The following is a 26043-nucleotide window of genomic DNA, read 5'->3' on the forward strand; positions in this document are numbered from 1 at the left end:
TTAGTGACCCATCAGCATGTTGTGATTTAGGTGTTCCATAATCCACAACGAACCGATGAGGATAATTGCGACAATTACCACAACAAAAACAGCGGAGGAGGTATTCCACATCTGCTTTGATGAGGTGTTCATATGTAAAAAGTAAACAAGTTGAACAAAAATTTGCGCGACGGCGAAAACCATGATTACGCCGATAATTAGCGGCTTAGAACCGATTCCAGCCATCACCATAACAAAAGGTACTACAGTTAGAATGATGGATAGAATCAAGCCATTTAAATACTCTTTTACACTACCGTGAGCCTGTCCACCTTGGCCGTGCTCAGATGAATTAGCCATTACAATACCCCCATCAAGTAAACAACGCTGAATACACAGATCCAAATAACATCTAGGAAGTGCCAGAATAAGCTCAGGCAAGCTAGACGCGTCTTATTATCTTCAGAAAAACCATCACGCTTGAAGTGGACGAATAGAACAATCATCCAAATCAGGCCAGCAAATACGTGAAGGCCGTGCGTTGCAACAAGTGCATAAAAAGATGACCAGTATGCACTGCTGTGGAAAGTGGCACCTTCATTACTGAAATGCCAGAACTCATAAAGCTCCATTACTAAGAAAGACAGACCGAGCGCAAAGGTAATGCCCAACCATTTGAGCATTCCTTTCATGTCTTCTTTGTTCGCCTTAAGCATTGCCATGCCAAAAGTGAAACTACTTAGAAGAAGTAGGGCAGTTTCACCAGCAACGAAAGTTAAGTTGAACAGTTCAGTTGGCTCAATTTGTCCAGCAAAGCTGTTTGAGAAAACGGCAAACACTGCGAAAAGCGTACCGAATAATAAACAGTCACTAAGGATATAAATCCAGAAACCAAAGACTGTATCGCCTGCGTAATCATGATGGTCATGATCGTCGTGATCATGACCGCCATGTGACTGAGCAGCGACGTTTGGTTCAAATGTATGTTTAACTTCTGTAGTCATAATTGCTGTCAGTCCCTATGCCGTAACAGGTTTTAGGTCAGACGAATCATCTTCATCCTGATCTTCGTCTTTGTTTTCTTCGCTTGTCGAACCTTGTTCGCCATAAACACGTGCTAGATGTGCACGCTCAATTGCTTCAACTTCAGCAACTTCAACGTAGTAGTCTTTGTTGCGCTCAAAGCTGTATGCAATCCATGACGCCAAAATACCAACACCGCTAGCGATTACCATCCACCAGATGTGCCATACAAAAGCAAAACCGAGTGTTAATGCGAATGCGCTGATCACAACACCTGCCCAAGTATTCTTCGGCATATGAATGCGCTTGTAACGTTCAGGCGCTTTGTACGCTAAACCGTTCTCTTTTGCATAGTGGTGCTCATCACGGTCGTGAATCTTAGGGAGAACTGCGAAGTTGTAGAACGCTGGTGGCGAAGAGGTTGCCCACTCAAGCGTACGTCCATCCCATGGGTCACCAGTAAGATCAAGGTTTTGCTTACGGTCACGAATACTTACGTAAACTTGGTAGAACTGAGTCGCAATAGCCGATGCAATGATGAATACACCAAATGCAGAGATCCAAAGTAGTGGTGCCCATTCTGGATTATCAGCAACATTTAGACGACGTGTCATACCGCTGAAACCTAGAACGTAAATTGGCATGAAGGTTACAAAGAAACCGATAGTCCAAAGAAGACAAGAAAGCTTGCCTAGTTTTTCGTCTAGCTTGAAACCCGTTGCTTTCGGGAACCAGTAAGTGAAACCTGCAAAGTAACCGAATAGCGCACCACCGATAATTACGTTATGGAAGTGAGCGATAACGAACAAGCTGTTGTGCAGTACGAAGTTCGCTGCTGGAACTGCAAGCATTACACCTGTCATACCACCAATTGTGAAGGTAATCAGGAATGCAATTGTCCACCACATGCTCGCTGAAAACTCAACGCGACCTTTGTACATGGTAAATAGCCAGTTGAATATCTTAACCCCGGTTGGAATAGAGATAATCATCGTAGCAATACCAAAGAAGGCGTTAACACTTGCCCCTGCACCCATGGTGAAGAAGTGGTGTAGCCATACCACGAATGACAGAATCATGATAACGGCTGTTGCCCACACAAGTGAGACATAGCCGAATAGACGCTTACGTGAGAATGTCGCTGTGATTTCTGAGAAGATACCAAAAGCAGGTAAAATCAGAATGTATACTTCAGGGTGACCCCATGCCCAGATAAGGTTAACGTACATCATTACGTTACCGCCCATATCTGTGGTGAAGAAATGGGTGCCAATGTAACGGTCAAGTGTTAGTAGCGTTAACGTTACTGTCAGAATTGGGAAAGCCAAAACAATCAGTGCGTTCGCACATAGCGATGTCCATGTAAACACAGGCATTTGCATCAGTTTCATACCTGGTGCACGCATGCGAATAATGGTTACAACAAAGTTAACACCGGTCAGTAGGGTACCGATACCAGAGATCTGTAGCGCCCAAAGCCAGTAGTCGACACCTACCCAAGGACTGTATTCCATACCAGATAATGGTGGGTAAGCAAGCCAACCTGTTGCAGCGAATTCACCGATAAACAGAGACATGTTAATCAGAATTGCACCAACAACAAATAGCCAGAAGCTCAAAGAGTTCAAGAATGGGAAGGCTACGTCACGTGCACCAATTTGAAGTGGAACGATGATGTTCATCAGGCCAACCACGAATGGCATGGCAACGAAGAAAATCATGATTACACCATGGGCACTAAAGACTTGGTCGTAGTGCTCTGGAGGTAAATAACCCGTTCCATTGATGGTTGCTGCTGCTTGCTGGGTTCGCATCATGAAGGCGTCAGCAAAACCTCGGAAAAGCATCACTGCCGCAACAATGATGTACATGATACCGATTTTCTTATGGTCGACGGAAGTAAACCACTGTTCCCATAAATACTTCCACTTACCGTAGTAAGTGATTGCAGCCACAAGTGCTAGTCCACCCAAAAGAGCGCCTAGCATAACAGGTAATATGACTGGGTCTGTAAATGGAATTACATCCCAATTTAGTTTGCCGAAGATAGGATCCGGATCGGCGTAGACATCGCCTTTATAAGCCATTTTGGACTCCCGCGTGTTTTTCAATGATATCTTTGAATCGAAGAGGATCGACAGAAGCAAAATAAGTCACAGGGTGAGCTGTTTTAATTTGCTCTTTAGCATTGGCTGTCAGTACGTCGTAACTACTGTCGTTCAATACTTTGTCGGATGTTTTTACTTTTTGAACCCATTGGTCAAAGTCGGCATTGTCTACAGCGTGTGCTTTGAACTTCATGTTGGTAAAACCAAAGCCGCTATAGTTCGCAGAAATGCCACGATAAACGCCTTCTTCTTCTGCCATTAGGTGAAGTCTATTTTCCATCCCAGCCATCGCGTACACCTGGCTACCAAGTTGTGGGATGAAGAATGAATTCATCGTGGTATCAGATGTAACTAAGAATCTCACTGGGCGGTTTACAGGAAGCGCGATTTCATTAACCGTTGCTATTTGCTGTTCAGGGTAGATAAACAGCCATTTCCAGTTCATTGCAACAACTTGGATAGTCAACGGTTTTTCTTCAGACGCAATCTCTTTACGCGGGTCGAGAGAATATGAGGTTTGATAAGTGATCCAACCTAGCGCAAGAATGATTAAACAAGGAACGGCCCACACAATCACTTCGATTTTTGTGGAGTGCTCCCAATTTGGTTTGTATTCCGCATCTTTATTACTGTGACGGTATTTATAAGGGAAATACACGGACATCAGCAAAACAGGGACTATAATTATCGCCATCAAAAGTACTGATGTAATGATCAGTGTAGACTGGGCTTGGCCAATCGAACCTTTTGAATCGAATAGAACCATGTTACTGCTAGTAAATAGAAACGTTAAAAGTGCTACTGATAATATTGCAAGGATCGTTATCCCAACTTTCCTGCTACGTGTTATCTTCATTTTTCCTCCCTGACCTTGTACTACTTTCATTTAATCCAGTAATGAAAATCAGAAGACTGCTTTAAAAGAATTGTCAAATATTTATTATTGATTTGTAATTATTTAACGTGTAAACAAAATTTAGAAATTTGTTATGCGTTATAGATATTAACCGTGTCTGATTTCCTTCTTTTGTTCATAAGGTTTATGACTGCAATTTAATGGCAAAAGAAAGCAATGTAAAACACATGTTGTATTTTGTTGCAAAATGATGATGTTCGTTGCAAATTTTCACTGATTTCGTACAAAAAAACAATGGTGTTGTGTTCAAATTTTAATGAATGTGTACATACATAGCTTAATGATTCGAGTGACTAATATAGGGACTTTTATGTAACTTAAGAATTTTGCTTGCATTCTCTTTGGTTATGATTTTCTTAATATTTTATGTTTTAAAGTACGATATGGATCATTTTTGTGAGTCACTTTGTTCCTGATGTTTTTATGATTTTCTAACCCAAAACGCTTGGGTGATTGAGATCTCATTTTTTTTATTGCTAATTTAAGTTTTGTTACCAAATCGAAACATTAAAGATGGGGGTTAGTTTGTTTTAACTTTCTATGTTTTTTTCTTGATTATTGGCTGATTGCACTCTTTAGCTTTAGATAGGTTAGGACTGTCAATGACGATAGAATTGAGAACGAATGTTGAATCCAGCAAAATTTATCGATATTCAGAAATGAGTAAAAGGCGTGAATCATGGGTATCAGTTAAGACACACCAACATCGATTGAACCGCAATCAATGATTAGAATGAATCAAGAGACACTTTATATGGCGGGTGTTCTGATGTTGTTGCTGGAGTACAGATACCCTCCTAGAAATGAAGGATCGGTATGTTTCGCTAGTGGTGGTTTATGAGCTAAACAGAGAAAATTTAGCGAGTGATTATGCCGCTTTCATGGTTCGGATCTATCAAGCTAACCTGATAGTATAGATGGACGGTGGACGTTTCCAAACACTGTAAAAACATCCAAGTAAGAGAAAGTAAAAAACCGATCAGTTGATCGGTTTTTATATTTTAAATCAATATGATATCTGCGAGTTATTCTTCTAATTCGCTTTTGGTTTTTTCTTGCTGAGTAATGCTACCTACTTCAAGTAGAGGAGCGACATCAAGGTGCTCGGCATTCATCATGGTTGAAATACGCTGTACTGATGACAGTAACAGTGATTGTTCCCAATCGTCCAATTCTTGGTATTGAGAAATAAAGCTATCTTGTAACGGCAATGGCGCTTTTTCAAGTAGCGCTAAGCCATCTTCGGTAAGGTGAGCATGCACTTTTCGCTTGTCTAATTGGCTACGCTGACGTACCACTAAACCGCGTTTTTCTAGTCGATCAAGGATGGTCGTAGCCGTTGCTTGGCTCATATTAGTGTTATTAGAAAGCTGACGAATAGTTACTTCTTCACCTGATGCTTTAATCGCTCGCATCAAAACTAATTGAGGCCCTGTCAATCCTGCGTTTTTGTTCAATTTTCTTGAATGCAGATCGATAGCGCGAATAATTTGTCGAAGAGCAATCAGAACTTCTTCGTGCTTGTCCATGTAAATCTCCAAATCTTACAGCGGCATATTACGTGTTGAGATTTATCACTGCGGTAATAAATCTCAATGTTGCAATATGTATGATTACGCTAGCTATAGCAAAGATTATACGTGAAAAACATCGAGATAATCGTTATATCTGTTCGAGTTATGGTTTTTTTAAAAAATTAAATGCAAATTATTATCATTAAATGCGGCTGATGTGTTTCAAAATGTTACCAATCTGATATTATTGTAAATAATAACAATTATCAATTAGATTTCTATTCTTGATTTTATTAAGAAACGCTCTAACAAGGAAGGCGCTTTAATGAACAAAACATTGACTCACACTCTGATTGCAGCAGCGATTTTTACGTTGCCTACCGTGACACTAGCGGCAACCAAGCAAGAGGTGGTGACGCATTATGCTGATCTTGCACACAGTGTTTATAGTGATGCATTAACGACCGCAAAAGATTTAGATAAAGCGATTGCTGCTCTTGTTGCTAATCCTTCTGAAAAAACACTTTCAGCAGCACGTACCGCATGGAAAGCTTCTCGCGTTCCTTACCAACAATCTGAAGTATTCCGTTTTGGCAACGGTATTGTTGATGATTGGGAAGGACAATTAAATGCATGGCCGTTAGATGAAGGTTTAATTGACTACGTAGCGAATGATTACCAACACGAGCTTGGTAATGAAGGTGCAAAAGCGAATATCGTAGCAAGCAAAACCCTGAATGTGGGTAATAAAGAGATTGATGTTACTAAGATCACGCCTGAATTGATTGCTGGGTTAAATGAATTAGGCGGTTCTGAAGCAAATGTGGCTTCTGGTTATCACGCGATTGAGTTCTTATTATGGGGACAAGATCTTAACGGTACTAAGAGTGGCGCTGGCGATCGTAAATTTACAGATTTTGTAAAAGGCGAAGCGTGTACTAACGGTAACTGTGATCGCCGTGCTGATTATTTAACGGCTTCTTCTCAACTGTTGATTAACGATCTGCAATGGATGGAAAAGCAGTGGTCAGCAACAGATGCGAAGAACTACCGTAGTGAACTACTAGCAGAATCAGCAGATAACGGTTTGCGTAAAATGCTATTTGGTATGGGCTCTCTTTCATTAGGTGAGCTTGCTGGTGAGCGTATGAAGGTGGCATTAGAAGCCAATTCAACGGAAGACGAGCACGATTGTTTTTCAGATAACACCCATAACTCGCATTACTACAATGAGCAAGGTATCTATAACGTTTACACGGGTACTTACACCCGTACTAATGGTGAAGTGTTAACAGGTCCAAGTATTAATGACCTAGTGGCAGCGAAAGATAAGAAAGCCGCGGCTGAAATTAAAGCTGAATTTGATAAAACTCGCGCTCAACTCCAAACACTGGTTGATTCAGCTGAAAAAGATAACCAACACTTTGATCAACTTATTGCTACAGATAATAAAGCCGGCCATGCGTTGGTGAATAAATCTATTATGGCGTTAGTGCAGCAAACGGCTGAAATTGAAAAAGCGGCAAGTATTATTGGGGTAAGTAACCTAAATCCTGATACAGCAGATCATCAGTTCTAAACGACTTACTGCTCAACAAAAATATAAAGAATAAGTCGCCAGCAGTTAGGGCGACTTTATTCGTATTTTAATAATAAGAATCTATGAGTGTGAGTATGAAGTATTTAGCAACGATATTGATGTCGTTAGGGTTACTGCCTGTTATCGCGTCGGCAGAATCATCTCTTCCTGATACAAAACCAAAGTATACCCAAGAGCAACTGGCAAAAATTAAATCTGGCGGTGATACCACCACGCCAAAAACAGGTGCCAATGCCTTTTCTTTGCCTTCAAGTAATTTGCCAATGTCTAAGCGATTAGATTTCAGTGTTGGTAACAGTTTTTTTCGTAATCCTTGGGTACAAGCCCCTGCAACAACCGATGCCCGTGATGGTTTAGGGCCGTTATTTAATACCAACGGTTGTCAGAATTGCCACATTAAGGATGGGCGCGGTCATCCACCTGAAAAAGGCGATATTAATGCTGTCTCTATGCTGGTGCGTTTAAGTATTCCAGCACTAACAGATGCCCAGAAAAAACAGTTGATTAAAACTGGCACAATTCCAGAGCCGACTTATGGCGGCCAATTACAAGATTTTGCCTTGCCTGAAGCTAAACCAGAAGGGCAAATAGCATTAACCTACACTGATGTACCTGTGACGTTTTCTGACGGTGAGGTGATAACCCTACGTAAGCCTAATTTAACTATTACGGATCTCAATTATGGCCCAATGGTGGAAGATGTAATGTTATCTGCACGTATTGCGCCACCAATGATCGGATTGGGTTTGTTGGAGCATATCCCAGAGGCGACATTGAAGTCTTTTGTTACTGCACAAGCCGATGAAGGCAGAGGCGTAAGCGGAAAATTAAACCAAGTGTGGGATGTGCAAGCGAATAAAACGGTGATTGGACGCTTTGGTTGGAAAGCGGGGCAACCCACTTTAATGCAACAAAATGCTGCTGCGTTTAATGGTGATTTAGGCTTAACCAGTGCGTTATTTGAACAAGAAAACTGTAGCGATAAACAGTCAATTTGCCAAGAACTGCCTAATGGCGGAAAACATGAAGTCACAGACAAAGTGCTCAAGTTTGTTGAATTTTATTCGCAGCATTTAGCGGTACCTGCGCGTCGAAATATTACTGATCCTCAAGTTATGAAAGGCGAAAAGTTGTTTGCTGATATTGGCTGTGAAAGTTGTCACCGCACGAATATTAAAACGGCTACTGTCCCTGATCTTCCAGCGTTATCTGAACAAACTATCAACCCTTACACCGATTTATTGCTACACGATATGGGTGAAGGGTTAGCAGATAATCGTCCGGAGTTTTTAGCGAATGGGCAAGAATGGCGAACACCGCCGTTATGGGGATTAGGTTATACCGAGGAAGTGAACGGACACACTAACTTTTTACATGATGGGCGTGCTAGAACAGTTATGGAAGCGGTGTTATGGCATGGCGGTGAAGCACAAATGAGCCGCGATAAAGTGTTGCAACTGCCGTTATCTGATCGCCAAGCATTAGTCGCGTTTTTAAATTCACTGTAAAAGGAGCGGTATTGTAATGAAGAAGTATACAAGCCAATCTCAGATTATTCTTACCGTTTGTACAGTGGCGTTAAGTATTATGACCACAGGCTGTAGTGACGATAGTACTGATGATAGTACTGACGTTTCACAATCAGAGCCTAAATCAACGCCACTGATTGAAAATGTAAAACCTACGGAGACGTTAGGTTTTAATCTTACGCCTGTTTATGAACTGTCATTGGATGCCGCAACAAAGTATCAGCAATCGACCCGTTTACTGCATGCTAGTGTGAATCATATTTGTACTCAGTACAGTGATGCATCTGTAAAAGCGGCGCAAGAGGCATGGTTAACAACCATGCAAAACTGGATGGCATTACAAGGCCGAGAAAAAGGCAGTGAAGAAGCTTTAGCGTTAAGCTGGCAAGTGCAATTTTGGCCTGACAAAAAGAACACCACAGGTAGAAAGCTTAAACAGTTATTACAGTCAGAAAAAACATTTAGTAGCCAAGACATTGCTGATCAAAGTGTGGTTGTGCAAGGTTTAGGTGCTGCTGAGTGGTTTTTATTTCAAGAGCAAAAGCAGTTATCTCAGGCTAATTATTGTCAGTTAGCCGATGCAATAACAGGGCATATGGTACAAACCGCTTCAGCTTTAGTCTCAGAGTGGAAACATAACCCATGGCAAACATTACCACCGCCATTAGCCTTGGGTGAATATTTAGGCGCACTCAATAACCAGCTTGATTACACCCTTAAAAAACTGACGCGTCCAATGGGTAAACCGGGTAAGCCAAAACCCTATCAAGCGGAAGCGTGGCGTTCACAAACATCAATGGTGAGTTTAAAAGCGAGTGTTGAAGCATTACACCAGTTATATTTAGCCAATGGTAAAGGTCTACATGCTTTATTGATTAATGAAGGACATGAGATCACCGCAAATCGTATTAATCAGCGCTTTGAACTGTTGTTAGCCGATTGGCCTCAAGAAAAGAGCATGGGAGCATTACTCAAAACAAAAGCTGGATACCGTGAATTAATTAATGTGTTTAATGGGCTGGAATATATTCAGTTAGCGTTACACGATGATGTTGCGGCAGAGCTAGGTATTGTGATGGGGTTTAATGCAACCGATGGCGACTAATTTATCGAGGCGTAAATTATTACGTTATGCGCTTTCATCAGCGAGTGCTTTACCGTTTATGTCGTTAACAGGCTGTGATGCCAGCGCGAGACATGGTGTTTCAGTACAATCACACAGTCAGCCCAAACTGATTGGTTGTAGTCGAACCGCAGCAGGGAAATTTGCAGCTATTGTGGCTGATTTATCAGGAAATCCACTGCTGAAAATTATGCTACCTGCACGAGGTCATGGTATTGCGTTGCAACGTAATGGCTCATTAACCGCGGTGTTTTCTCGCCGTCCTGGGCAATATGTTCAAGTGTTTGATCATAAATCAGGTACAGAGTGGGGCTTACGAGCAGCAGATCCTAATCGTTACTTTTACGGCCACGGTGTTTTTTCTGATGATGGTCAGTATTTGTATACAACGGAAGGAGAATCCGCAACCAGTCGCGGTATTATTGGGGTCTATGAGGTTAGGCAAGGTTTACCTAAAGTGGCTGAGTTTAGCGATTTTGGTATTGGTCCTCATGAGGTGATTTGGGCTGATAATAATACCTTAGCGGTGGGGGTTGGAGGGGTGCATACCCAAGGAAGAACACCGTTAAACCTTGATTCAATGCAGCCTGCATTAGTGTATGTAGATAAGCACCGAGGTGAGATTGTTGATCAAGCTGAACTTGCAGATAAGCGTCTTAGTATTCGCCACCTTAGCTTAATGGATAATGGCGGTATAGCTTGCGGTCAACAGTATCGTGGTGAGCCTGAACAGGCCGCACCGCTGGTGGCAACGCATCAACGGGGTCAGGCATTGCACTCTTTATTGGCGGAAGATGAACAATGGTTGAGGTTTAATCATTACATTGCCAGTATTGGTTCGATTGATGGCTATTTATTAGCAACCTCACCAAGAGGGAATTGTTACGGTATTTGGGATCAATCAACGCGAGAGTTAGTTGAGGTGAAGCCTTTGGTTGATGCTTCTGGCGTTGCAATGCTAGATAACCATTGGGTTGTTGGCTCAGGCGCAGGGAAAATACTCAGTATTGATACCCATTTTAAAAAGACGTCAAAACAAAGTGCGATTATGTGGGATAACCATTGGGCACTGTCTGCTGTCTAATCACAGTATTTTCTACGGTTAAAACTTAAATGCTGTTTCTTCTTATTATTAAGAAACAGCATTGTTTTTTGCAATATGCAAACATTATTGCTAATAATTCCCCGTTTCCTTTCTATTCTTGTAGATATATTTCACTTTAACTAAATTGCGTCTACATTTAATTCTCTAAATACTATTATTAGTAATAGCGAAGTAGTGCTTGGGGACTTCTATGACTATTTGTAAGTATTGGTATTTCACCTCTGTATTATGCTTATTTTCTATTAATCTTGCTGCTTCATCCGACTTATCATCTCACTCTACAACAGAAAATAAAACGCTTGTAATAAAAGATAAGCAAATTATTACGTCTGAATTAATACATTCATCAGGTGAAGAAATATTTAGCAATAATCATACCGTTAGTCAGCAATATCAAATAGCGAAAGGCTGGAAAACAGATATTGCTAATAATGTACAAGGTATTCAGTATCTTGATAAATTGGCTGAGTTGTATTTTACGATTGGATATAGTCAAGTGTGGCAAGATCAAATTGCTATGGCTGAATTTGAAGATCAACTTTATTTATTGTCATTAACAAAAGTTTCTCCTGATTTAACCCGTCGTTATCATAATTTAAAACGTTATCGAAAGAGTGATGATTGGCGCTATTACGATGTGTTGGCAACTGATACATTATTTGCATATATGGGTTTTATTGAAGCGGTACAGAAAAAAGGAAACTTATGGTTATTTGGTGATATACCTCCCACAATACTGCCATTACCTTCTGATGGGTTTATAGACAAATTATTAACAAGCCATGAACAACAACGTTTACGTAACTTTATTGCTAGGTTAAAACCATTCGATAATGAATATACAGAGCTTGTTACTGCGTTAAATAAACTTAACGAGATAAAAGATACTCGATGGCCTGTCTTTTTATTTAAAGGCAATATTCACCCAGGACAGTATGTTAACAATATTGAGGGTGTTGTCACTGTGCTGGAAACATTAGGCGATATGACGGCATTAGAAGCGAAGAAAGTACGTACTCAAAAAAGAAAATATTTAACAGGCCCTGTTTTGCTCGCAGTAAAGCGTTTTCAACAGCGACACGGTTTAAAGAGTGATGGCGTAATAGGCGCCCACACCCAACAATGGTTAGCATTAAATATCAAAGAGCGTATTCGGCTATTGGCACTAAATGCACAACGTATGCGATTATGGTCGGTCAAGCCAGACACTGGCATTGTGGTGAATATTCCCAGTTATCATATGGACTTATGGCTTGGCGGTGAAAGGGTACTGGGAAGTAAAGTCATTGTTGGACGCCCATCAAGACAAACGCCTATGATTGATTCTGATATTCAATCGGTTGTCTTTAATCCCTATTGGAATGTCCCACATTCTATTATGAAAAAAGATATTATGCCGAAGGTGAGAATAAATCGAAATTACTTGTCTAGCAATAATTATGAAGTGCTAAAAGGATGGGAGAATGCACAAAAAATAGCTATTAATTCAATTCCATATAATTTGTTATCACCGAATCGTTTTCCCTATCGTTTAAGACAAAAGCCAGGAAAGAAAAACGCATTAGGAGTATTTAAATTTAATTTCCCGAATAGCCAAGCTATTTATTTACATGATACCGCTTCGCGATTTTTATTTGAAAAGCATGACCGTGCATTAAGTTCTGGTTGTATTCGAGTTGAACAGGCAAAAAATTTAGCAAAGATACTATTAGAATATTCAGGAAGTAGTGAAGAACGTTTTAATCATTTATCTGAAAGTAAAAAAACGCGCACGATAGTGTTAGGTGATAGTAAAAATGTACCTGTAGATTTAATTTATCAGACTGCGTGGGTCGATGAGTTAGGCTTAGTGAATTATCGTAGTGACATATATCAGTATGACCGCGATCAAGGAAATAATAGTTCGTTAATTTCTGCTTACAATTACTGAACTAGATAACCCCATGAAAATAAATAGTAGTTCTTTCGCCATTAAAAATATGTGACATGGCTCTTTGACTACTTTATTAATGATGGATATCGTGCTGGAAAAAGCGGGTGGTATACGCCTTGCATTATTCCAATAAATAGCACGTTTTTTTATCATGAGTTGGTATGTCAGAAATTAATATTAATCGCCGTAAATTCCTTGCTCTCGGCGGAGCGGTTGTCGGTTCTTGTTTATTACCTAATATAGCAATTGCCAGCCCATTTAAAGCTTCCGATCCTCGTGATCTATTGATTCGTAATCTTCATACAGGTGAAGAGTTAGAAACAAAGTATTTTAATGGGAAAACGTATGTCGGCTCTGCGGTAAGACAAATTGATCATCTGTGTCGTGATTTTAGGCAAAATGAAGTGGCTCGCATTGATCGTCGTTTATATGATGCAATCTCACAAATTCAGACATATTTAGGCCATGAAGGTTATGCTCAACTTATTTCGGGCTATCGTTCGCCAAAAACCAACAAAATGTTGGCAAAACGCAGCGGTGGCGTGGCGAAAAAGAGTTATCACATGAAGGCACAAGCTATCGATTTTAACCTTGAAGGTGTTCCATTATCAAAAGTTCGCCAAGCGGCAATGGATCTGAAAATTGGTGGTGTGGGTTATTACCCTGGAAGCCAGTTTGTGCATATTGACACAGGTCCGGTACGTAACTGGCGCGGTTAATTAGATGCTATAAATCGTCGCTATATTTTTATAAATAATCGTGGCATTCTTTCGGCTTATGTTTATGGCTAGGATGTTAAGCGAGTATGAGTCTTAAGTATCAAATTGTTCCTGTTACACCGTTTCAGCAAAATTGCTCAATTATTTGGTGTGATGAAACAAACCAAGCGGCGATTGTTGATCCTGGTGGTGACATTGAACAATTAACCAAGGTGGTTGACGAACTAGGGTTAACGGTTACTCAACTTATTTTAACCCATGGTCACCTTGATCATGTTGGAGGTACAGCGCCTTTATCTCAGTCTTTAAATGTGCCGGTTATTGGCCCACATAAAGATGATGAGTTTTGGCTACAAGGCCTACCGCGTCAAAGTGAAATGTTTGGCTTTCCGATGACGGAAGCATTTGAGCCAACGCAATGGTTAAACGATGGTGATGAAATTCATGTCGGTAATCAAACTTTGCAAGTTCTCCATACCCCAGGACATACACCTGGACATGTGATTTTATTTAGTAATGACGCTAATGTTGCATTTGTTGGCGATGTGCTATTTAAAGGGGGAATTGGTCGAACTGATTTTCCTCGTGGTGATCATCCAACATTGATCAACGCGATTAAAACTAAGCTGTGGCCATTAGGTGATGATGTGACTTTTGTACCGGGTCATGGTCCATTATCGACATTTGGTCATGAGCGAGCAACAAACCCATTTGTTGCTGATGAAATGCCATTATATTAATGCGATTTTCTATTCTATAAAGTGAGGCGCTAGCCTCACTTTCTTCTATTTGCTACATATCTTCAGTTTGCGCTCCGTCACATTTTTACGTCAATTTCACCTGAATTAGGAATTATTCCTAGTTATTTTAGGTCGCCTTCTCATGCCTCAACGGTTAGGCATCGATAAAATCCTTGGCAATGATCATCTATCCATTTTTATTGGTATATCCCAATTTAATCACACGTTTTTGAATGATGGTGATCCCTGCACTGTGAATGTTAATGGTAATAACAGTACTCCGATTGGGCGTATTGATCATAAAAACATCCATAGCATCGATTTTTCAGTGACTATCTGAGGATTTCACATGTTAAAACTGCTTACACAGGTAAGAAAACCAACGCTTGATTTACCTTTAGCTGTTCGTAAGAAAATGTGGCTTGCGCCATTCTTACGTTCATACCTCGTAGTATTTGTTAGCTACATGGTAATGTATTTCATCCGTAAGAATTTCAATATTGCGCAAAACGACCTGATCTCTGATTACGGTATGAGTATGACGCAACTAGGTACCATTGGTCTTGGTTTCTCTATTACTTATGGCATCGGTAAAACAGCATTAAACTACTGGTGTGATGGTAAAAACTCGAAAAATATTTTGCCATTGGGCTTATTATTGTCTGGTTTATGTATGCTGGGCTTTGGTTTAGTCATGGGGCCATCAATGGGCTCGTTTTACATGATGATTGGCCTGTATGCATTATCGGGTTTATTCCAAAGTGTGGGTGGCTCTAACTCGTACTCCACTATTTCAAAATGGACCAGTAAAAAGAACCGCGGTACGTTCCTTGGTATGTGGAATATTTCGCACAACATCGGTGGTGCGGGTGCCGCAGGTGTTGCACTATTTGGTGCAAACTACTTCTTTAATGGTAATGTTGCGGGTATGTTTATCGTACCGTCAATTATTGCAATTGTTGTTGCGTTAATTGGTTTTAGCATGGGTAACGACAGCCCTGAATCTTATGGTTTAGGTACCGCAGAGGAGCTATTTGAAGAGCCAATTTCTGAAGAAGATAAAGCGGTTAACGAAAACCAGATGAGCAAGCTGGAAATCTTCAAAACCTATGTGCTGTACAACAAGGTTATTTGGCTACTATGTTTTGCTAATGTATTTCTTTACGTGGTACGCATTGGTATCGACCAGTGGTCAACGGTATACGGTTACGAAATACTTGGCTTTGATAAAGAAACCGCTATTTCTGGTTTCACCATGTTCGAAACGGGCGCATTGATCGGCACATGTTTATGGGGTTTCTTCTCTGACTTAATCAATGGTCGTCGTGGCTTAGTTGCGTGTATTGCGCTTATTGGTGTGATTGCAACATTAGGTTTCTACCAACATGCGGATACAATTTTTGCTTACAGAGCATCATTATTTGCACTTGGTTTCTTAGTCTTTGGTCCACAGCTTCTTATTGGTGTTGCGGCAGTTGGCTTTGTTCCTAAGCAAGGTATCGCGGTTGCCGATGGTATTAAAGGTACGTTTGCTTACCTAATCGGTGATAGCTTTGCGAAATTAGGTTTAGGTATGATCGCTGATGGTACGCCTATTTTCGGTCAAACAGGATGGGCGGGTACATTCGTTGCGCTAGATACGGCTGCAGTCATTTGTTGTGTGATCATGGCAATTGTTGCTGTCCTTGAAGAGCGTAAGATTTACCGTGAAAAGAAAGAAAACCAGCAATTAGCAACTAACTAATTAGCAGCTAATGTTTTAGAAAAGCGCTTTGATCACCAAAGCGCTTTTTTGTATCCATGTATTTATGAATGCCAATAGGGAATAAATCTCAAGTAAAGCACTTGCTCACAGTAATATGAAAGGGTAGTTTATGGCGTTTTTCTCTATAGGTATTCAGGTAATGATCAAAATTGCTTTGGTTGATGACCACGTTATTGTGCGTTCTGGCTTTGCTCAGCTATTAGCTTTAGAGCCTGATATGGAGGTTGTTGGACAGTTCAGCTCTGCTGCAGAAGCGCGAGTAGGTTTACCTGGTTTAGATGCTACGGTATGTATTTTAGATATTTCTATGCCTAACGAAAGTGGTTTAACGTTACTTGAAGATCTTCCATCAGGTATTGCCAGTATTATGCTGAGTGTTCATGACTCTGCAACGGTAGTAGAAAAAGCATTAAGTTTCGGCGCTAAAGGTTTTTTAAGTAAACGTTGTAGCCCTGATGAATTAGTTCAAGCAGTGAGAACAGCAGCGCAAGGCGGTTGTTATTTAACTCCTGATATCGCGATTAATTTAGTCTCACCTAATTGTAATAAACAAGCATTAGGAACATTGACGAAACGTGAGCATCAAATTAGTGAATTACTCGCAACAGGGCTTGATGTTAAAGCCGTCGCGGTAAAATTGGGTTTAAGCCATAAAACGGTACATGTTCACCGTGCTAATGCGATGGATAAATTGGACGTAAAAAATAACGTTGAGCTTGCTAAGTTCTTTAGCGGGGATGTTATCTAGTGCGTAGCTTTAGCCTAACATCACTTTGTGTTTGGTTATTTGTTTGCTGTAGTTGGTTCTGCTTATGGGGTATTTCATATTACTTCATTATGGATCCTATTCTCGCAACGGTGTTTTTTCCTTTTGCACTTAGGCTTGGTTTAACTCTTCATAGCTCTAAAAAGTATTGGCTTGCGATTTATAGCGCGGAATGGTGCGGGTTACTGTTACTGGCATTATCTTTGCCGCAATATAGTTGGCTGGCTTTATTTATTGCCAGTGTCTTATCGATACCTGTTACCTTACTTGCGCGGCGTTACTATAAAGGTGTGCAGTGGCGTTTACTTACTGTTATGGCGATTGCGATAACAACGTTAGCACTGATCAATATGCTGGTATTGAATGGGGTGCACTTGTTTGACCTTTTCAATACTCGCCGACTCGGTTTTATTTTCCTTATTAGTATGACGAGCGGCTTAATGTTGGTACCGAGCTGTTATTTGATTTGGAATTATTTGTTTCAAAAGGAGTGGATACCATTAACTGTCGATGTGGTTTCTCGTCCGGTTGAATTTCGTAGCCAGCATCTGTTCTTTTTCTGCCTATTATTCATTGCCAACATCTTATTGCAGGTGCATTTACCTGAGCAATTGAGTTTGTTTGCGCCATTTTGTTTGGCAATTCCGATTATCGTATTAGCGTTTCGTTATGGTTGGGAAGGGGCATTACTGGGCACCTTACTTAATAGTATTGCTTTAATTGCCGTTCGTAGTGAAGTGAGTTCAATTGAAACCGTTGATTTGTTGTTGTCGTTATCAGCACAAAGTATCACCGGGATCTTGCTGGGGATTGGGATCCAACATCAGCGAGATTTAAATAAAAAACTGTCGAAACAATTAAAACGCAATTATTCCTTATCACGTCAGTTGGTTACGGCTGAAGAGTCTGTAAGACAAAATATCGCGCGAGAATTACATGACGAAATTGGACAAAATATTACCGCAATACGCACTCAAGCCAGTATTTTAAAACGTGTCGAAACATCACAGGCTGGTGAATCTTGTGCCTCTTCGATAGAGCAATTATCGCTAAATATTTATGACACAACAAAAGGCTTATTGTCGCAATTACGACCAAAAACACTGGATGATTTAGGCTTAAAAGCAGCGATTGAACAAGTGATCAGAGATTTACACTTTGAAGCACAAGAGATTGATGTCGCAATGTCTTATCCAAAAGGTATTGATGATGTGATGTCAGATATGCTGCAAATCACGCTGTTTCGTGTCGCACAAGAAGCACTTAATAATATTGCAAAATATGCAAAGGCAACGGAAGTGCTGATCACATTGTCGGTTGATGACAATATCACGATGGAAATAGAAGATAACGGCGTGGGTTTTAAAACCAGTGATACATTGAAAGGCTTTGGTTTACGTGGGATGAAAGAGCGTATTGAAGCATTAGGCGGTCAGTGTGTTATTACCAGTCATACTCAGCCAAAAGCTGAATTACAGATGTACTATGACCATCCGCCTTTAGCTGGGACTAACATTCGTGTTGTACTGCCACAGCTTAGCTCTCTCTCATAGGTTTAGAACCTTTAGACGATAATAGAATTATGAATATAGACGCGACTCAAGACACGGCTCAACGTTATCGTTATTGGCGTATTCACATTATGGTGAGTATGTATATTGGTTATGCTGCCTTTTATTTAACCCGTAAAAACTTCAGTTATGCCATGCCTGCAATTATTACTGATTTGGGGTGGGATAAAGCCGATATTGGCCTAATGGGCACATTATTTTATATCACTTACGGCTGCTCGAAATTCATCTCTGGGATTGTTAGTGATCGTTCTAATCCTCGTTACTTTATGGGTATTGGGCTGATTGCGACCGGTGTAATTAATATTCTATTTGGCTTATCTAGTTCGATTGTCGCGCTCAGCATATTATGGATATTAAATGCATGGTTTCAGGGCTGGGGATGGCCTGCCTGTTCCAAGTTATTAACAACGTGGTATTCACGCTCTGAGCGTGGCAGGTGGTGGTCTATCTGGAATACTGCACATAATATGGGGGGCGCAATGATCCCCATTATTGTTGGTTTCACTGTGCTCCATTTTGGCTGGCGTTACAGTTTCTATATTCCTGGCATCATTGCTGTGGTTATCGGTTTATTTCTTTGTTGGCGTTTACGCGATAAACCGACGTCAATGGGATTACCGAGTATTGGACACTGGCGCAAAGATCACTTAGAAATTGCCCATGAAAATACAGGCAAGGGCTTATCGCAAAAGCAGATCCTGTTTCGTTATGTACTGAATAATAAATATATTTGGCTATTAAGCCTTAGCTATATTCTGGTCTATATCGTTCGGACCGCGATTAACGACTGGGGTAATTTATACCTTACCGAACAATATGATTATAGCTTGATCACGGCTAATAGCGCGTTGTCATTATTTGAAATTGGTGGTTTTTTAGGCTCGCTGGTGGCTGGGTGGGGATCGGATAAAATATTCTCAGGCAATCGCGGGCCGATGATCTTATTGTTTTCAATCGGTATCTTTTTGTCTGTCGCCGCGCTGTGGTTAATTCCAATCTCGAGCTTTGTTTTACAGGCGGTGTGTTTATTTACGATTGGCTTTTTTGTATTTGGCCCTCAAATGCTTATTGGGATGGCGGCGGCTGAGTGTTCACATAAAGACTCTGTCGGTGCTGCAACCGGATTTGTAGGGCTATTTGCCTATATGGGCGCAGCACTTGCGGGTTACCCATTAGCGATAATTATGCAGCATTACCATTGGATGGGATTCTTTGTCGTTATTTCTGTAGCGGCTGCTGCGATAGGGTTATTGTTATTACCATTTTTAAGAGCGCAACATGGCGACGCTATTGGCGTATAGCGGCCGCTTTATAACGCCTTAATAGGCCAATAAAATCATTAATTGGCCTATCTAATGTGTCTTCAGAGATGAAGAAATCAAAGCCTAAGAACTCACGATTATATTTCATACGGTGTGCTAGCATCGCTCTTAAGCCTTTAAAGACATGACCATTTGGCGTTTGGTAAGGTTCATCATCAAATAACACATCTTCTATTGTGTTATTCGCAACGTCACTATTTTTAATGGCCATAACTAATAAAATACGCTGCTCAATAATAATGCGTGCGGCCAATCGAGGACTGATGCTGTTAATAAAATCATCATAATCGTTGAGTTTAATACCGATCCAAGGAACAGGCTGTTGCCAGCCTTGGTGGTTTATTTCAGCTTTACCTAATTGAGATATATTATTCCAAGTGGTTGACCAACCACCGTAACGACTATGATATTGGCAATGCATGAATGTAAGTGTGAACAGATATTTTGAGTCACAGATGTAACGAATAACGATAACGGCACTAACCCCAATAATAATAGTGGTAAAAATGGTTGTTTGCAGTGTCATATTAGGAATAAAAAAGGTAAGGCAGCTAGCACTAATCGACGCTGTAAAACAAAAAACAAACAGCATTACATTAGGGGTAATAGGGGCTGACTTTACATGATAGGTTTCCATTGTTTTACTCCAAATCAAATCATCAATTTATCTTACGTTATGGAAATGCGTAGCGATCGTTTTGATTACTCAAAATATTGCACATCAACGGCATGTTCATGATAGATGCCTACATGTTTTGTACTTATTAAGTATATATGAAGAATATAGAAGGAATTTTTTGCTTAAAATCATATTTATCGGTTGATATGTCGTCGTTTGCTGGCATTTCTCTGACATACTTGATATAAAACGCGCTTACTTTTTCCCGCTGGCATAGTGGTGACTGAAAGTAGTGCAACGGAGTAGGAAATTTAATGAGAATCTCTCACAAACGTAAAGTACAGCTAAAACTTCAAAAACAGACGCCTGTTTTTGCTGAATTAGCGACCAAAGCAGCGCCTAAAAAAGCAGCTAAACAAGCACCAAGTGTTGAAACAGTGAAAGCTGCACCAGCGGCAAAAGCTGTAGAAGCAAAAAAAGAAGTTAAACCGACACCTGCTAAAGCAACAACGGCAGTATCATTAACTCCTAAGCAGCAACAAGTGTTAGATATTGTTGTGAAAAATGCTGAAGGTTTAAACCCTAAAGGCATTGGCTTAGAAGCTGGCCAGGAAGATGCGAAAGCGGCTTCTTGGGCTACAGGTGCGTTAAAAAAATTGACCGAAGAAGGGTTAGTTGAGCGCATCCAATTGGCTGGCAACAAAGTTTTATACAAAGCACTTTAATCAGCCAATCCCGCTTCTTTTTAAGAAGCGGGGGTTTTTATTCTTATTTATATCCCCTCTAAAATATTTTCTTCTGCTAATATTAAGTTCTACTTTATTATTTATGCATCGTTCCGATTATTTATAATAATAATTATTTTAATGCTATAAATATAATAATGAATTAATATCCATAATTTATTAGATTACATTTAATATTTATTAGCTTACGTTTTATATAGCGTTTATTTGGATGTTAATTTCAAGGAGCTCGAAGCATTTGGAGTTAATGATCTATGACAATGATAAGTGCGAGAGAATTTTCAGATTGGTTGATTGATCGTTTTGCTGAAGATAATCAAGGCGTTTCTTTAACGCGGGAAGATATAAATATATTAACGGGTAGACAAAGTTTCTCGTTAGGGTTTGTTCATGATATTCACTATGAAGTGATGCGCCATAATATGGCTTTTGTAACTGATACTACACGTGAAATGTTCTATCTTGTTCCTATTGCAAAAAGGCCTTGGAAGGAACAACTAAATAGAAATTACGAGCGAGATTTATATTGTAATGTATTACCATTAAATAAATCTGGCTAATTTTATGTTGTTTAAATTAGTCAAACTTGCATAAAAAAGACATATAGCTGTTACGGTAGGAAATAAAAAAGAGGACATAATGTCCTCTTTTATTGCTCATCTTTTATATTATAAGACGGCAGCAATACCTTTACATAAAGGCATCATATTATCTTTTGTCATACCCGCAACACTAATACGGCCTGAACCAACAATATAAATAGCAAAATCATTTTTAAGTTGTGTAACTTGGTCTTTTGATAAACCAGAGAACGAGAACATACCGTTTTGGCGTTCAATGAAGCTAAAGTCGTTAGTGACACCTAACTCTTTTAATGTTGCTACAAATAGCGTACGCATTTCTTGGATACGATCACGCATATCAGCAACTTCTTGTTCCCATTCTGCACGCAGCTCAGCATTGTTTAGGATGGTTGTAACAATCGCAGCACCGTGAGCAGGTGGGTTAGAATAAATAACACGTGCGATAGATTTCACTTGGCTAAATGCTGTGGCTGCTTGCTCTGCAGTTTTACCAACAAGTGTAAATGCACCTACACGTTCATTGTATAAACCAAAGTTCTTAGAGAATGAACTTGCTACCAGTAATTCTGGCAGTTGATCTGCAAAGATGCGTAAACCTTGCGCATCTTCTTCTACACCGCGTGCAAAGCCTTGATAAGCAAAATCAAACATTGGTAGTAGTTTTTTCTCAATGCAGAGTTTTGCTAACACTTGCCATTGTTCTGTTGTTGGATCAATACCCGTTGGGTTATGACAGCAACCATGCAGAAGAACAATATCGCCTTCGCTAGCCTGGCTTAAATCAGCAATAGCCGCGTCAAAGTCAATATCACTTGTTTCAGCGTTATAGTAAGAGTATTGCTGTGTTTCAAGACCAGCAGCGCCAAAGACACCATGGTGGTTAGCCCAAGTAGGATTACTGATCCATACTTTTACATCACCCAATTGACGCTTAATAAATTCAGCGGCAACACGTAATGCACCAGTACCACCAGGTGCTTGAGCGGTTTGTGCGCGTTTTTCAGTGATGATTGTTGCATCGTTACCAAAAAGTAGCTCTTGAACCGCTAGGCCGTATTCAGGCGTACCAGGAATGCTTAAATATGACTTTGTTGTTTCTTTTTCAAGTAAAATAGCTTCTGCTTTTTTTACTGTGGCAAGGACAGGCGTATTACCTGTTTCATCTTTATAAATACCAACGCCTAGATTAATTTTTGTTGCGCGTGTATCTGCTTTGAATTCTTCTGTTAAACCTAAAATTGGGTCAGCAGGAGCTGCTGTAATTTTCTCAAACATATTTGGTCATCCGTGGCGTTAATAAATGGTAATGTCTATTTATACCCTTTGTCATAGAACCTTTACAAGAAAATGCAACAAATTAGTCATAATTTTTATTCATGAATTAAGTCTGACTTTTTTTTTCCTTAAATCGAGACAATGCACTGGTTGCTTCTGAGCGTTTAATCAGCTTAAAAATAAGGTCATTCTCTTTGTCAATACAATCAATTAGCTGTTGGCGTGAATGGTCAGATAGGAGTTTTTTAGTGTGCTGCAATGCTTCTTTAGGTAAAGCGATAAGTGCATTAGCACAGTGCACAGCGTGTTGTTCAGGTTGAATGGTTATTTGATTGATAAAACCAAGAGATAGCGCTTCTTCTACTGTCATTTCCTCGCCAAGCAGTAACATTGCTTTGGCTTTTCGTTCGCCGAGTAATTGCGGTAATAATAAGCTTGAACCAAATTCAGGGCATAATCCGAGCTTTACAAAGGGAAGAGTGAAGATTGTATTAGGAGTGGCAAAAATAAAGTCACAGTGTTGTAACAGTGTCATACCTATTCCAATAGCAGCACCAGAAACCGCAGCAATAATAGGCACAGGACAGTCAATCATAGCGAACATAAAGCGTTCAATAATCGCTCTATTTTTTTGTGTTTGAGTGCTATCTGCCTGTGCTAACTGAATAAAATCTTCAATATCATTACCACTGCAAAAAATATTAGCATTGCCTGTAATAATAACGACGGATATATCATCATTTTTTGCTCGTTCTAACTGTTGAGCAAGATCTTGATACATAGCAAGGCTAAGTGCATTTTTTGCGGAAGGGCGGTCAATAGAGAGCGTAAGAATATGATTTGATAAAGATGAAGTGATCATGTTGCCATCCTTGAACAATGAGTGATCTATCAAGGATGGCATATAACAGTCATTATTTGCTAATTTAGTATCAAAAGTAAGCAGTCGTCAGCAATAACGTCATTAAATAATCGTTGATTGATTACGGCCGTTATGTTTTGACTGATATAACGCATCATCACTGACTTTATATGCTTCAGTAAATGATAATGTGTCCGACACCGTACCCCCAATTGAAATTGTGACATCAATCCCATGGATTGGGTATACCTGAATAATATGTCGTATTTCTTCTGCCTTCAGCTCTAATTGCTCTTTTGTCATAACCGGGAAGCTTAAAATAAATTCTTCCCCGCCCCAACGTATAGCGATATCACTTTGGCGGATACATTGATTAACTCTTTCCGCGACAGTACGTATTACTTCATCGCCCATTTCATGACCATAGGTATCATTTATAGACTTAAAGTTATCAATATCAATAATTAACAAATAGAAGCTTTTTTGAGAAAGAAGCTTTTTCTCATAGTAATCACGTCGATAGAAATGCGTCATAAGATCGCGTTGTAACGAAAATTTTCTTCTTTTCAATCTTGAACGTAATAGCTGAATCATGAAGGTTAAAAATAATGCAGGCGTAAGCGATACTTTTAAAATAGCCAATAAGTTTACACCTACATAAAAGGGATCTTGGCTAGCACAAGGTAATAGTTCTTTTATGTTATAGCCATGCTTTGCTGGGTTTTCATAAAGCACCGTTTTGAATTCGTTATTGTAACTTTTAAGTGCTTCATGAAGTAAGTTACTTTTTATATCAATAGCCAGCAATGCATCTAACTTACGATTATTGTAGATAGGGTAGTATAATGATCTGATATTTTGGTTAGATCCTTCTTCTACATACCTTTCAGTCAATTTTAAATTACAGCCATAAAAATAGCGGTAAGTTTCACCAAGACCCTCTCGTTTAATAATTCGCTTTATTATATCGTTGTCATGATTATTTTTATAAAGTTCTAAATAAAGGGGTCTAGCGGGATCAAAATGGACATAGTCAGCAGGATTTTCAAAAACAGCAATCGTCCAGATGTTATTATCTGTAAGCTCATCGAGTTGAGAGCGAAGACGGTTTATTCCTGTTGATAATAATTTCACATCTGAAGGTTTTTTTACCCAAACGTCAACGTCATTGTAATCGTGTAACCCTTTTGGGATAAAGGTGGTGCTTGTATTGTTGTAATATGAACTAAAACGTCGACTTACAGAGTAAATAGAATTAATTTTTTCAAAATATTGCTCATGAAATTCGTCTAAATGATAGGCGTTGTAAGCGAAATATCCACCTGATATTCCTATGAATAAAAGAGAGAAAAGTTTAAGGCTACTGATTAAACTTTTGTTTTTATTTGTCAACTTACCAAACATTTGCAATATCAATACAAGAAATGAAGGATGGGATTTTATATCTTAAAAGTATAAATTCAATCATATTTGCCATCTCTTTGATGAGGATATTTTATTGTATCAACAAGTAAAATCTATCGAATTTTTTTTATTCATATTAGATGCAATTAAAGCACATTTATGGGTTTTGAGTAAGGTCATAGCGGTGTTTTTAATCCTATTGTAAAAATATCAAGACAGCTGACTGCTATTCTTATTTTCATGAGTTATGGATTCGAAAAGATAACTGCATCTTGGTTATCTTACCTTATTACCTATTCGACTATTGTTTCTGATATAAAAGATTATGGCAAAAAATTAGATACAGATTATTGGTTAGAAAGACAATAAATCGAAAAATATCAACGTGTAGCAAAGCCGCTCAAATACAATTAAGAGTGTTAGAATATGATAGTCATGATATCCGCTATATTGGTGTAAAAATAGGAGCGGATAAACTAAGCACTTCGAACGGACTCATTGACTTTCCAATCATTTTTGTAATAAGTGTTTATCTTTTCATTCTGAATATGATGATAGTTTTACACCCACAAGTTGGTTCATAATCTGTTCTGATTTAGATCATTTGAATGGACTGGTTGTCGTTAATCGTTATTTAAAAGACAAATTAAACCAGAGAAATATTTATTATTACTGGTTAATATATTTCTTATTATTGTGCTTGATCGCAGCGGGTATTATTGACTATTTCATTCTTAGCTGGGATTAAAAAGTTATTAGGATTAGGGTGTGAAAATAATGAATTTATTTCATATTATCAACCTATTATATCTCTTGATAAGAAGATTTAAGAGTATT

22 protein-coding genes are annotated in these 26043 nt (G+C 39.4%); 13 read left to right on the forward strand and 9 right to left on the reverse strand.

Annotation, left to right across the window (positions count from 1 at the left end; translation table 11 throughout):
* The 5 genes from cyoD to C9J38_RS02860 all read right to left on the reverse strand — a co-directional run bounded on the left by cyoD (nt 1) and on the right by C9J38_RS02860 (nt 5555).
* Nucleotides 1-339 carry a cytochrome o ubiquinol oxidase subunit IV gene (cyoD, locus tag C9J38_RS02840; RefSeq protein ID WP_005367198.1) on the reverse strand — a complete coding sequence of 113 codons (339 nt, stop codon included), beginning with the start codon at nt 337-339 and terminating at the stop codon, nt 1-3.
* Nucleotides 339-983 carry a cytochrome o ubiquinol oxidase subunit III gene (gene cyoC / locus C9J38_RS02845; protein WP_107205777.1) on the reverse strand — a complete coding sequence of 215 codons (645 nt, stop codon included), beginning with the start codon at nt 981-983 and terminating at the stop codon, nt 339-341. The genes cyoD and cyoC overlap by 1 nt, the downstream gene beginning before the upstream one ends.
* 15 nt (nt 984-998) lie before the next feature.
* Nucleotides 999-3050 carry a cytochrome o ubiquinol oxidase subunit I gene (gene cyoB, locus C9J38_RS02850; RefSeq protein ID WP_199187009.1) on the reverse strand — a complete coding sequence of 684 codons (2052 nt, stop codon included), beginning with the start codon at nt 3048-3050 and terminating at the stop codon, nt 999-1001.
* Nucleotides 3051-3078: 28 nt separating this feature from the next.
* A complete protein-coding gene (cyoA, locus tag C9J38_RS02855) occupies nt 3079-3966 on the reverse strand; it encodes a ubiquinol oxidase subunit II (RefSeq protein ID WP_107205779.1) in 888 nt (295 codons plus the stop codon).
* 1085 nt (nt 3967-5051) lie between these two features.
* Complete coding sequence (locus C9J38_RS02860) at nt 5052-5555, reverse strand: MarR family winged helix-turn-helix transcriptional regulator (protein ID WP_005367205.1); 504 nt, start codon at nt 5553-5555, stop codon at nt 5052-5054.
* A 310-nt stretch (nt 5556-5865) separates the two neighbouring features.
* Here C9J38_RS02860 and C9J38_RS02865 point away from each other — a divergent pair, with 310 nt between their 5' ends.
* From C9J38_RS02865 to C9J38_RS02920, 11 genes are all read left to right on the forward strand, one after another.
* A complete protein-coding gene (locus tag C9J38_RS02865; protein ID WP_107205780.1) occupies nt 5866-7119 on the forward strand; it encodes an imelysin family protein in 1254 nt (417 codons plus the stop codon).
* 95 nt (nt 7120-7214) lie between these two features.
* Nucleotides 7215-8648 carry a di-heme oxidoredictase family protein gene (locus C9J38_RS02870; protein ID WP_107205781.1) on the forward strand — a complete coding sequence of 478 codons (1434 nt, stop codon included), beginning with the start codon at nt 7215-7217 and terminating at the stop codon, nt 8646-8648.
* 16 nt (nt 8649-8664) lie between these two features.
* Complete coding sequence (locus C9J38_RS02875; protein WP_107205782.1) at nt 8665-9774, forward strand: imelysin family protein; 1110 nt, start codon at nt 8665-8667, stop codon at nt 9772-9774.
* Nucleotides 9755-10876 carry a DUF1513 domain-containing protein gene (locus C9J38_RS02880; RefSeq protein ID WP_199195405.1) on the forward strand — a complete coding sequence of 374 codons (1122 nt, stop codon included), beginning with the start codon at nt 9755-9757 and terminating at the stop codon, nt 10874-10876. Before C9J38_RS02875 ends, C9J38_RS02880 begins: the two co-directional genes overlap by 20 nt.
* 211 nt (nt 10877-11087) lie before the next feature.
* Nucleotides 11088-12827: a murein L,D-transpeptidase gene (locus tag C9J38_RS02885; protein ID WP_107205783.1), complete on the forward strand. Its 1740-nt coding sequence runs from the start codon at nt 11088-11090 to the stop codon at nt 12825-12827.
* A gap of 173 nt (nt 12828-13000) precedes the next feature.
* Nucleotides 13001-13549: a YcbK family protein gene (locus C9J38_RS02890; RefSeq protein ID WP_199188045.1), complete on the forward strand. Its 549-nt coding sequence runs from the start codon at nt 13001-13003 to the stop codon at nt 13547-13549.
* Nucleotides 13550-13635: 86 nt separating this feature from the next.
* Nucleotides 13636-14289: an MBL fold metallo-hydrolase gene (locus C9J38_RS02895; RefSeq protein ID WP_107205785.1), complete on the forward strand. Its 654-nt coding sequence runs from the start codon at nt 13636-13638 to the stop codon at nt 14287-14289.
* A 349-nt stretch (nt 14290-14638) separates the two neighbouring features.
* Nucleotides 14639-16033 carry a hexose-6-phosphate:phosphate antiporter gene (uhpT, locus tag C9J38_RS02905; protein ID WP_107205787.1) on the forward strand — a complete coding sequence of 465 codons (1395 nt, stop codon included), beginning with the start codon at nt 14639-14641 and terminating at the stop codon, nt 16031-16033.
* 160 nt (nt 16034-16193) lie between these two features.
* A complete protein-coding gene (uhpA, locus tag C9J38_RS02910; RefSeq protein ID WP_107205932.1) occupies nt 16194-16802 on the forward strand; it encodes a transcriptional regulator UhpA in 609 nt (202 codons plus the stop codon).
* Nucleotides 16802-18373: a signal transduction histidine-protein kinase/phosphatase UhpB gene (gene uhpB / locus C9J38_RS02915; RefSeq protein WP_107205788.1), complete on the forward strand. Its 1572-nt coding sequence runs from the start codon at nt 16802-16804 to the stop codon at nt 18371-18373. The genes uhpA and uhpB overlap by 1 nt, the downstream gene beginning before the upstream one ends.
* Before the next feature lie 29 nt (nt 18374-18402).
* Complete coding sequence (locus C9J38_RS02920; protein ID WP_107205789.1) at nt 18403-19695, forward strand: MFS transporter; 1293 nt, start codon at nt 18403-18405, stop codon at nt 19693-19695.
* Here C9J38_RS02920 and C9J38_RS02925 read toward each other — a convergent pair.
* Nucleotides 19682-20353, reverse strand: coding sequence for a DUF2982 domain-containing protein (locus C9J38_RS02925; RefSeq protein ID WP_107205790.1), 672 nt, complete (start codon nt 20351-20353; stop codon nt 19682-19684). The genes C9J38_RS02920 and C9J38_RS02925 overlap by 14 nt on opposite strands.
* A 296-nt stretch (nt 20354-20649) precedes the next feature.
* On the opposite strand from C9J38_RS02925, the gene C9J38_RS02930 reads away from it, so the two are divergent.
* Both C9J38_RS02930 and C9J38_RS02935 read left to right on the forward strand, forming a co-directional pair.
* Complete coding sequence (locus tag C9J38_RS02930; protein WP_107205791.1) at nt 20650-21060, forward strand: MarR family transcriptional regulator; 411 nt, start codon at nt 20650-20652, stop codon at nt 21058-21060.
* 275 nt (nt 21061-21335) lie between these two features.
* Nucleotides 21336-21641, forward strand: coding sequence for a hypothetical protein (locus C9J38_RS02935; RefSeq protein ID WP_107205792.1), 306 nt, complete (start codon nt 21336-21338; stop codon nt 21639-21641).
* Between the two features lie 108 nt (nt 21642-21749).
* On the opposite strand, the gene C9J38_RS02940 is transcribed toward C9J38_RS02935, so the two are convergent.
* From C9J38_RS02940 to C9J38_RS02950, 3 genes are all read right to left on the reverse strand, one after another.
* Nucleotides 21750-22940 (reverse strand): amino acid aminotransferase, encoded by a 1191-nt coding sequence (locus C9J38_RS02940; RefSeq protein ID WP_107205793.1) that lies wholly within the window; start codon nt 22938-22940, stop codon nt 21750-21752.
* Nucleotides 22941-23046: 106 nt separating this feature from the next.
* Nucleotides 23047-23802, reverse strand: a complete 756-nt coding sequence (locus C9J38_RS02945; protein WP_107205794.1) for an enoyl-CoA hydratase-related protein — start codon at nt 23800-23802, stop codon at nt 23047-23049.
* A 102-nt stretch (nt 23803-23904) separates the two neighbouring features.
* Nucleotides 23905-25206: a GGDEF domain-containing protein gene (locus tag C9J38_RS02950; RefSeq protein ID WP_107205795.1), complete on the reverse strand. Its 1302-nt coding sequence runs from the start codon at nt 25204-25206 to the stop codon at nt 23905-23907.
* Nucleotides 25207-26043: the final 837 nt, after the last annotated feature.

Source organism: Photobacterium sp. GB-210 (genome assembly GCF_003026075.1).
Classification (GTDB): Bacteria; Pseudomonadota; Gammaproteobacteria; order Enterobacterales; family Vibrionaceae; genus Photobacterium.

What these genes read in the sequence shown, in the direction of transcription:
- C9J38_RS02865 (WP_107205780.1), top strand. Translation starts at nt 5,866, where the DNA reads ATGAACAAAACATTGACTCACACTCTGATTGCAGCAGCGATTTTTACG.
- C9J38_RS02880 (WP_199195405.1), top strand. Translation starts at nt 9,755, where the DNA reads ATGCAACCGATGGCGACTAATTTATCGAGGCGTAAATTATTACGTTAT.
- C9J38_RS02950 (WP_107205795.1), bottom strand. Translation starts at nt 25,206, where the DNA reads ATGTTTGGTAAGTTGACAAATAAAAACAAAAGTTTAATCAGTAGCCTT.
- C9J38_RS02875 (WP_107205782.1), top strand. Translation starts at nt 8,665, where the DNA reads ATGAAGAAGTATACAAGCCAATCTCAGATTATTCTTACCGTTTGTACA.
- C9J38_RS02920 (WP_107205789.1), top strand. Translation starts at nt 18,403, where the DNA reads ATGAATATAGACGCGACTCAAGACACGGCTCAACGTTATCGTTATTGG.
- C9J38_RS02885 (WP_107205783.1), top strand. Translation starts at nt 11,088, where the DNA reads ATGACTATTTGTAAGTATTGGTATTTCACCTCTGTATTATGCTTATTT.
- C9J38_RS02930 (WP_107205791.1), top strand. Translation starts at nt 20,650, where the DNA reads ATGAGAATCTCTCACAAACGTAAAGTACAGCTAAAACTTCAAAAACAG.
- C9J38_RS02940 (WP_107205793.1), bottom strand. Translation starts at nt 22,940, where the DNA reads ATGTTTGAGAAAATTACAGCAGCTCCTGCTGACCCAATTTTAGGTTTA.
- C9J38_RS02870 (WP_107205781.1), top strand. Translation starts at nt 7,215, where the DNA reads ATGAAGTATTTAGCAACGATATTGATGTCGTTAGGGTTACTGCCTGTT.
- cyoC (WP_107205777.1), bottom strand. Translation starts at nt 983, where the DNA reads ATGACTACAGAAGTTAAACATACATTTGAACCAAACGTCGCTGCTCAG.
- C9J38_RS02945 (WP_107205794.1), bottom strand. Translation starts at nt 23,802, where the DNA reads ATGATCACTTCATCTTTATCAAATCATATTCTTACGCTCTCTATTGAC.
- cyoD (WP_005367198.1), bottom strand. Translation starts at nt 339, where the DNA reads ATGGCTAATTCATCTGAGCACGGCCAAGGTGGACAGGCTCACGGTAGT.
- C9J38_RS02925 (WP_107205790.1), bottom strand. Translation starts at nt 20,353, where the DNA reads ATGGAAACCTATCATGTAAAGTCAGCCCCTATTACCCCTAATGTAATG.
- uhpA (WP_107205932.1), top strand. Translation starts at nt 16,194, where the DNA reads ATGATCAAAATTGCTTTGGTTGATGACCACGTTATTGTGCGTTCTGGC.
- C9J38_RS02860 (WP_005367205.1), bottom strand. Translation starts at nt 5,555, where the DNA reads ATGGACAAGCACGAAGAAGTTCTGATTGCTCTTCGACAAATTATTCGC.
- C9J38_RS02895 (WP_107205785.1), top strand. Translation starts at nt 13,636, where the DNA reads ATGAGTCTTAAGTATCAAATTGTTCCTGTTACACCGTTTCAGCAAAAT.
- C9J38_RS02935 (WP_107205792.1), top strand. Translation starts at nt 21,336, where the DNA reads ATGACAATGATAAGTGCGAGAGAATTTTCAGATTGGTTGATTGATCGT.
- cyoA (WP_107205779.1), bottom strand. Translation starts at nt 3,966, where the DNA reads ATGAAGATAACACGTAGCAGGAAAGTTGGGATAACGATCCTTGCAATA.
- uhpT (WP_107205787.1), top strand. Translation starts at nt 14,639, where the DNA reads ATGTTAAAACTGCTTACACAGGTAAGAAAACCAACGCTTGATTTACCT.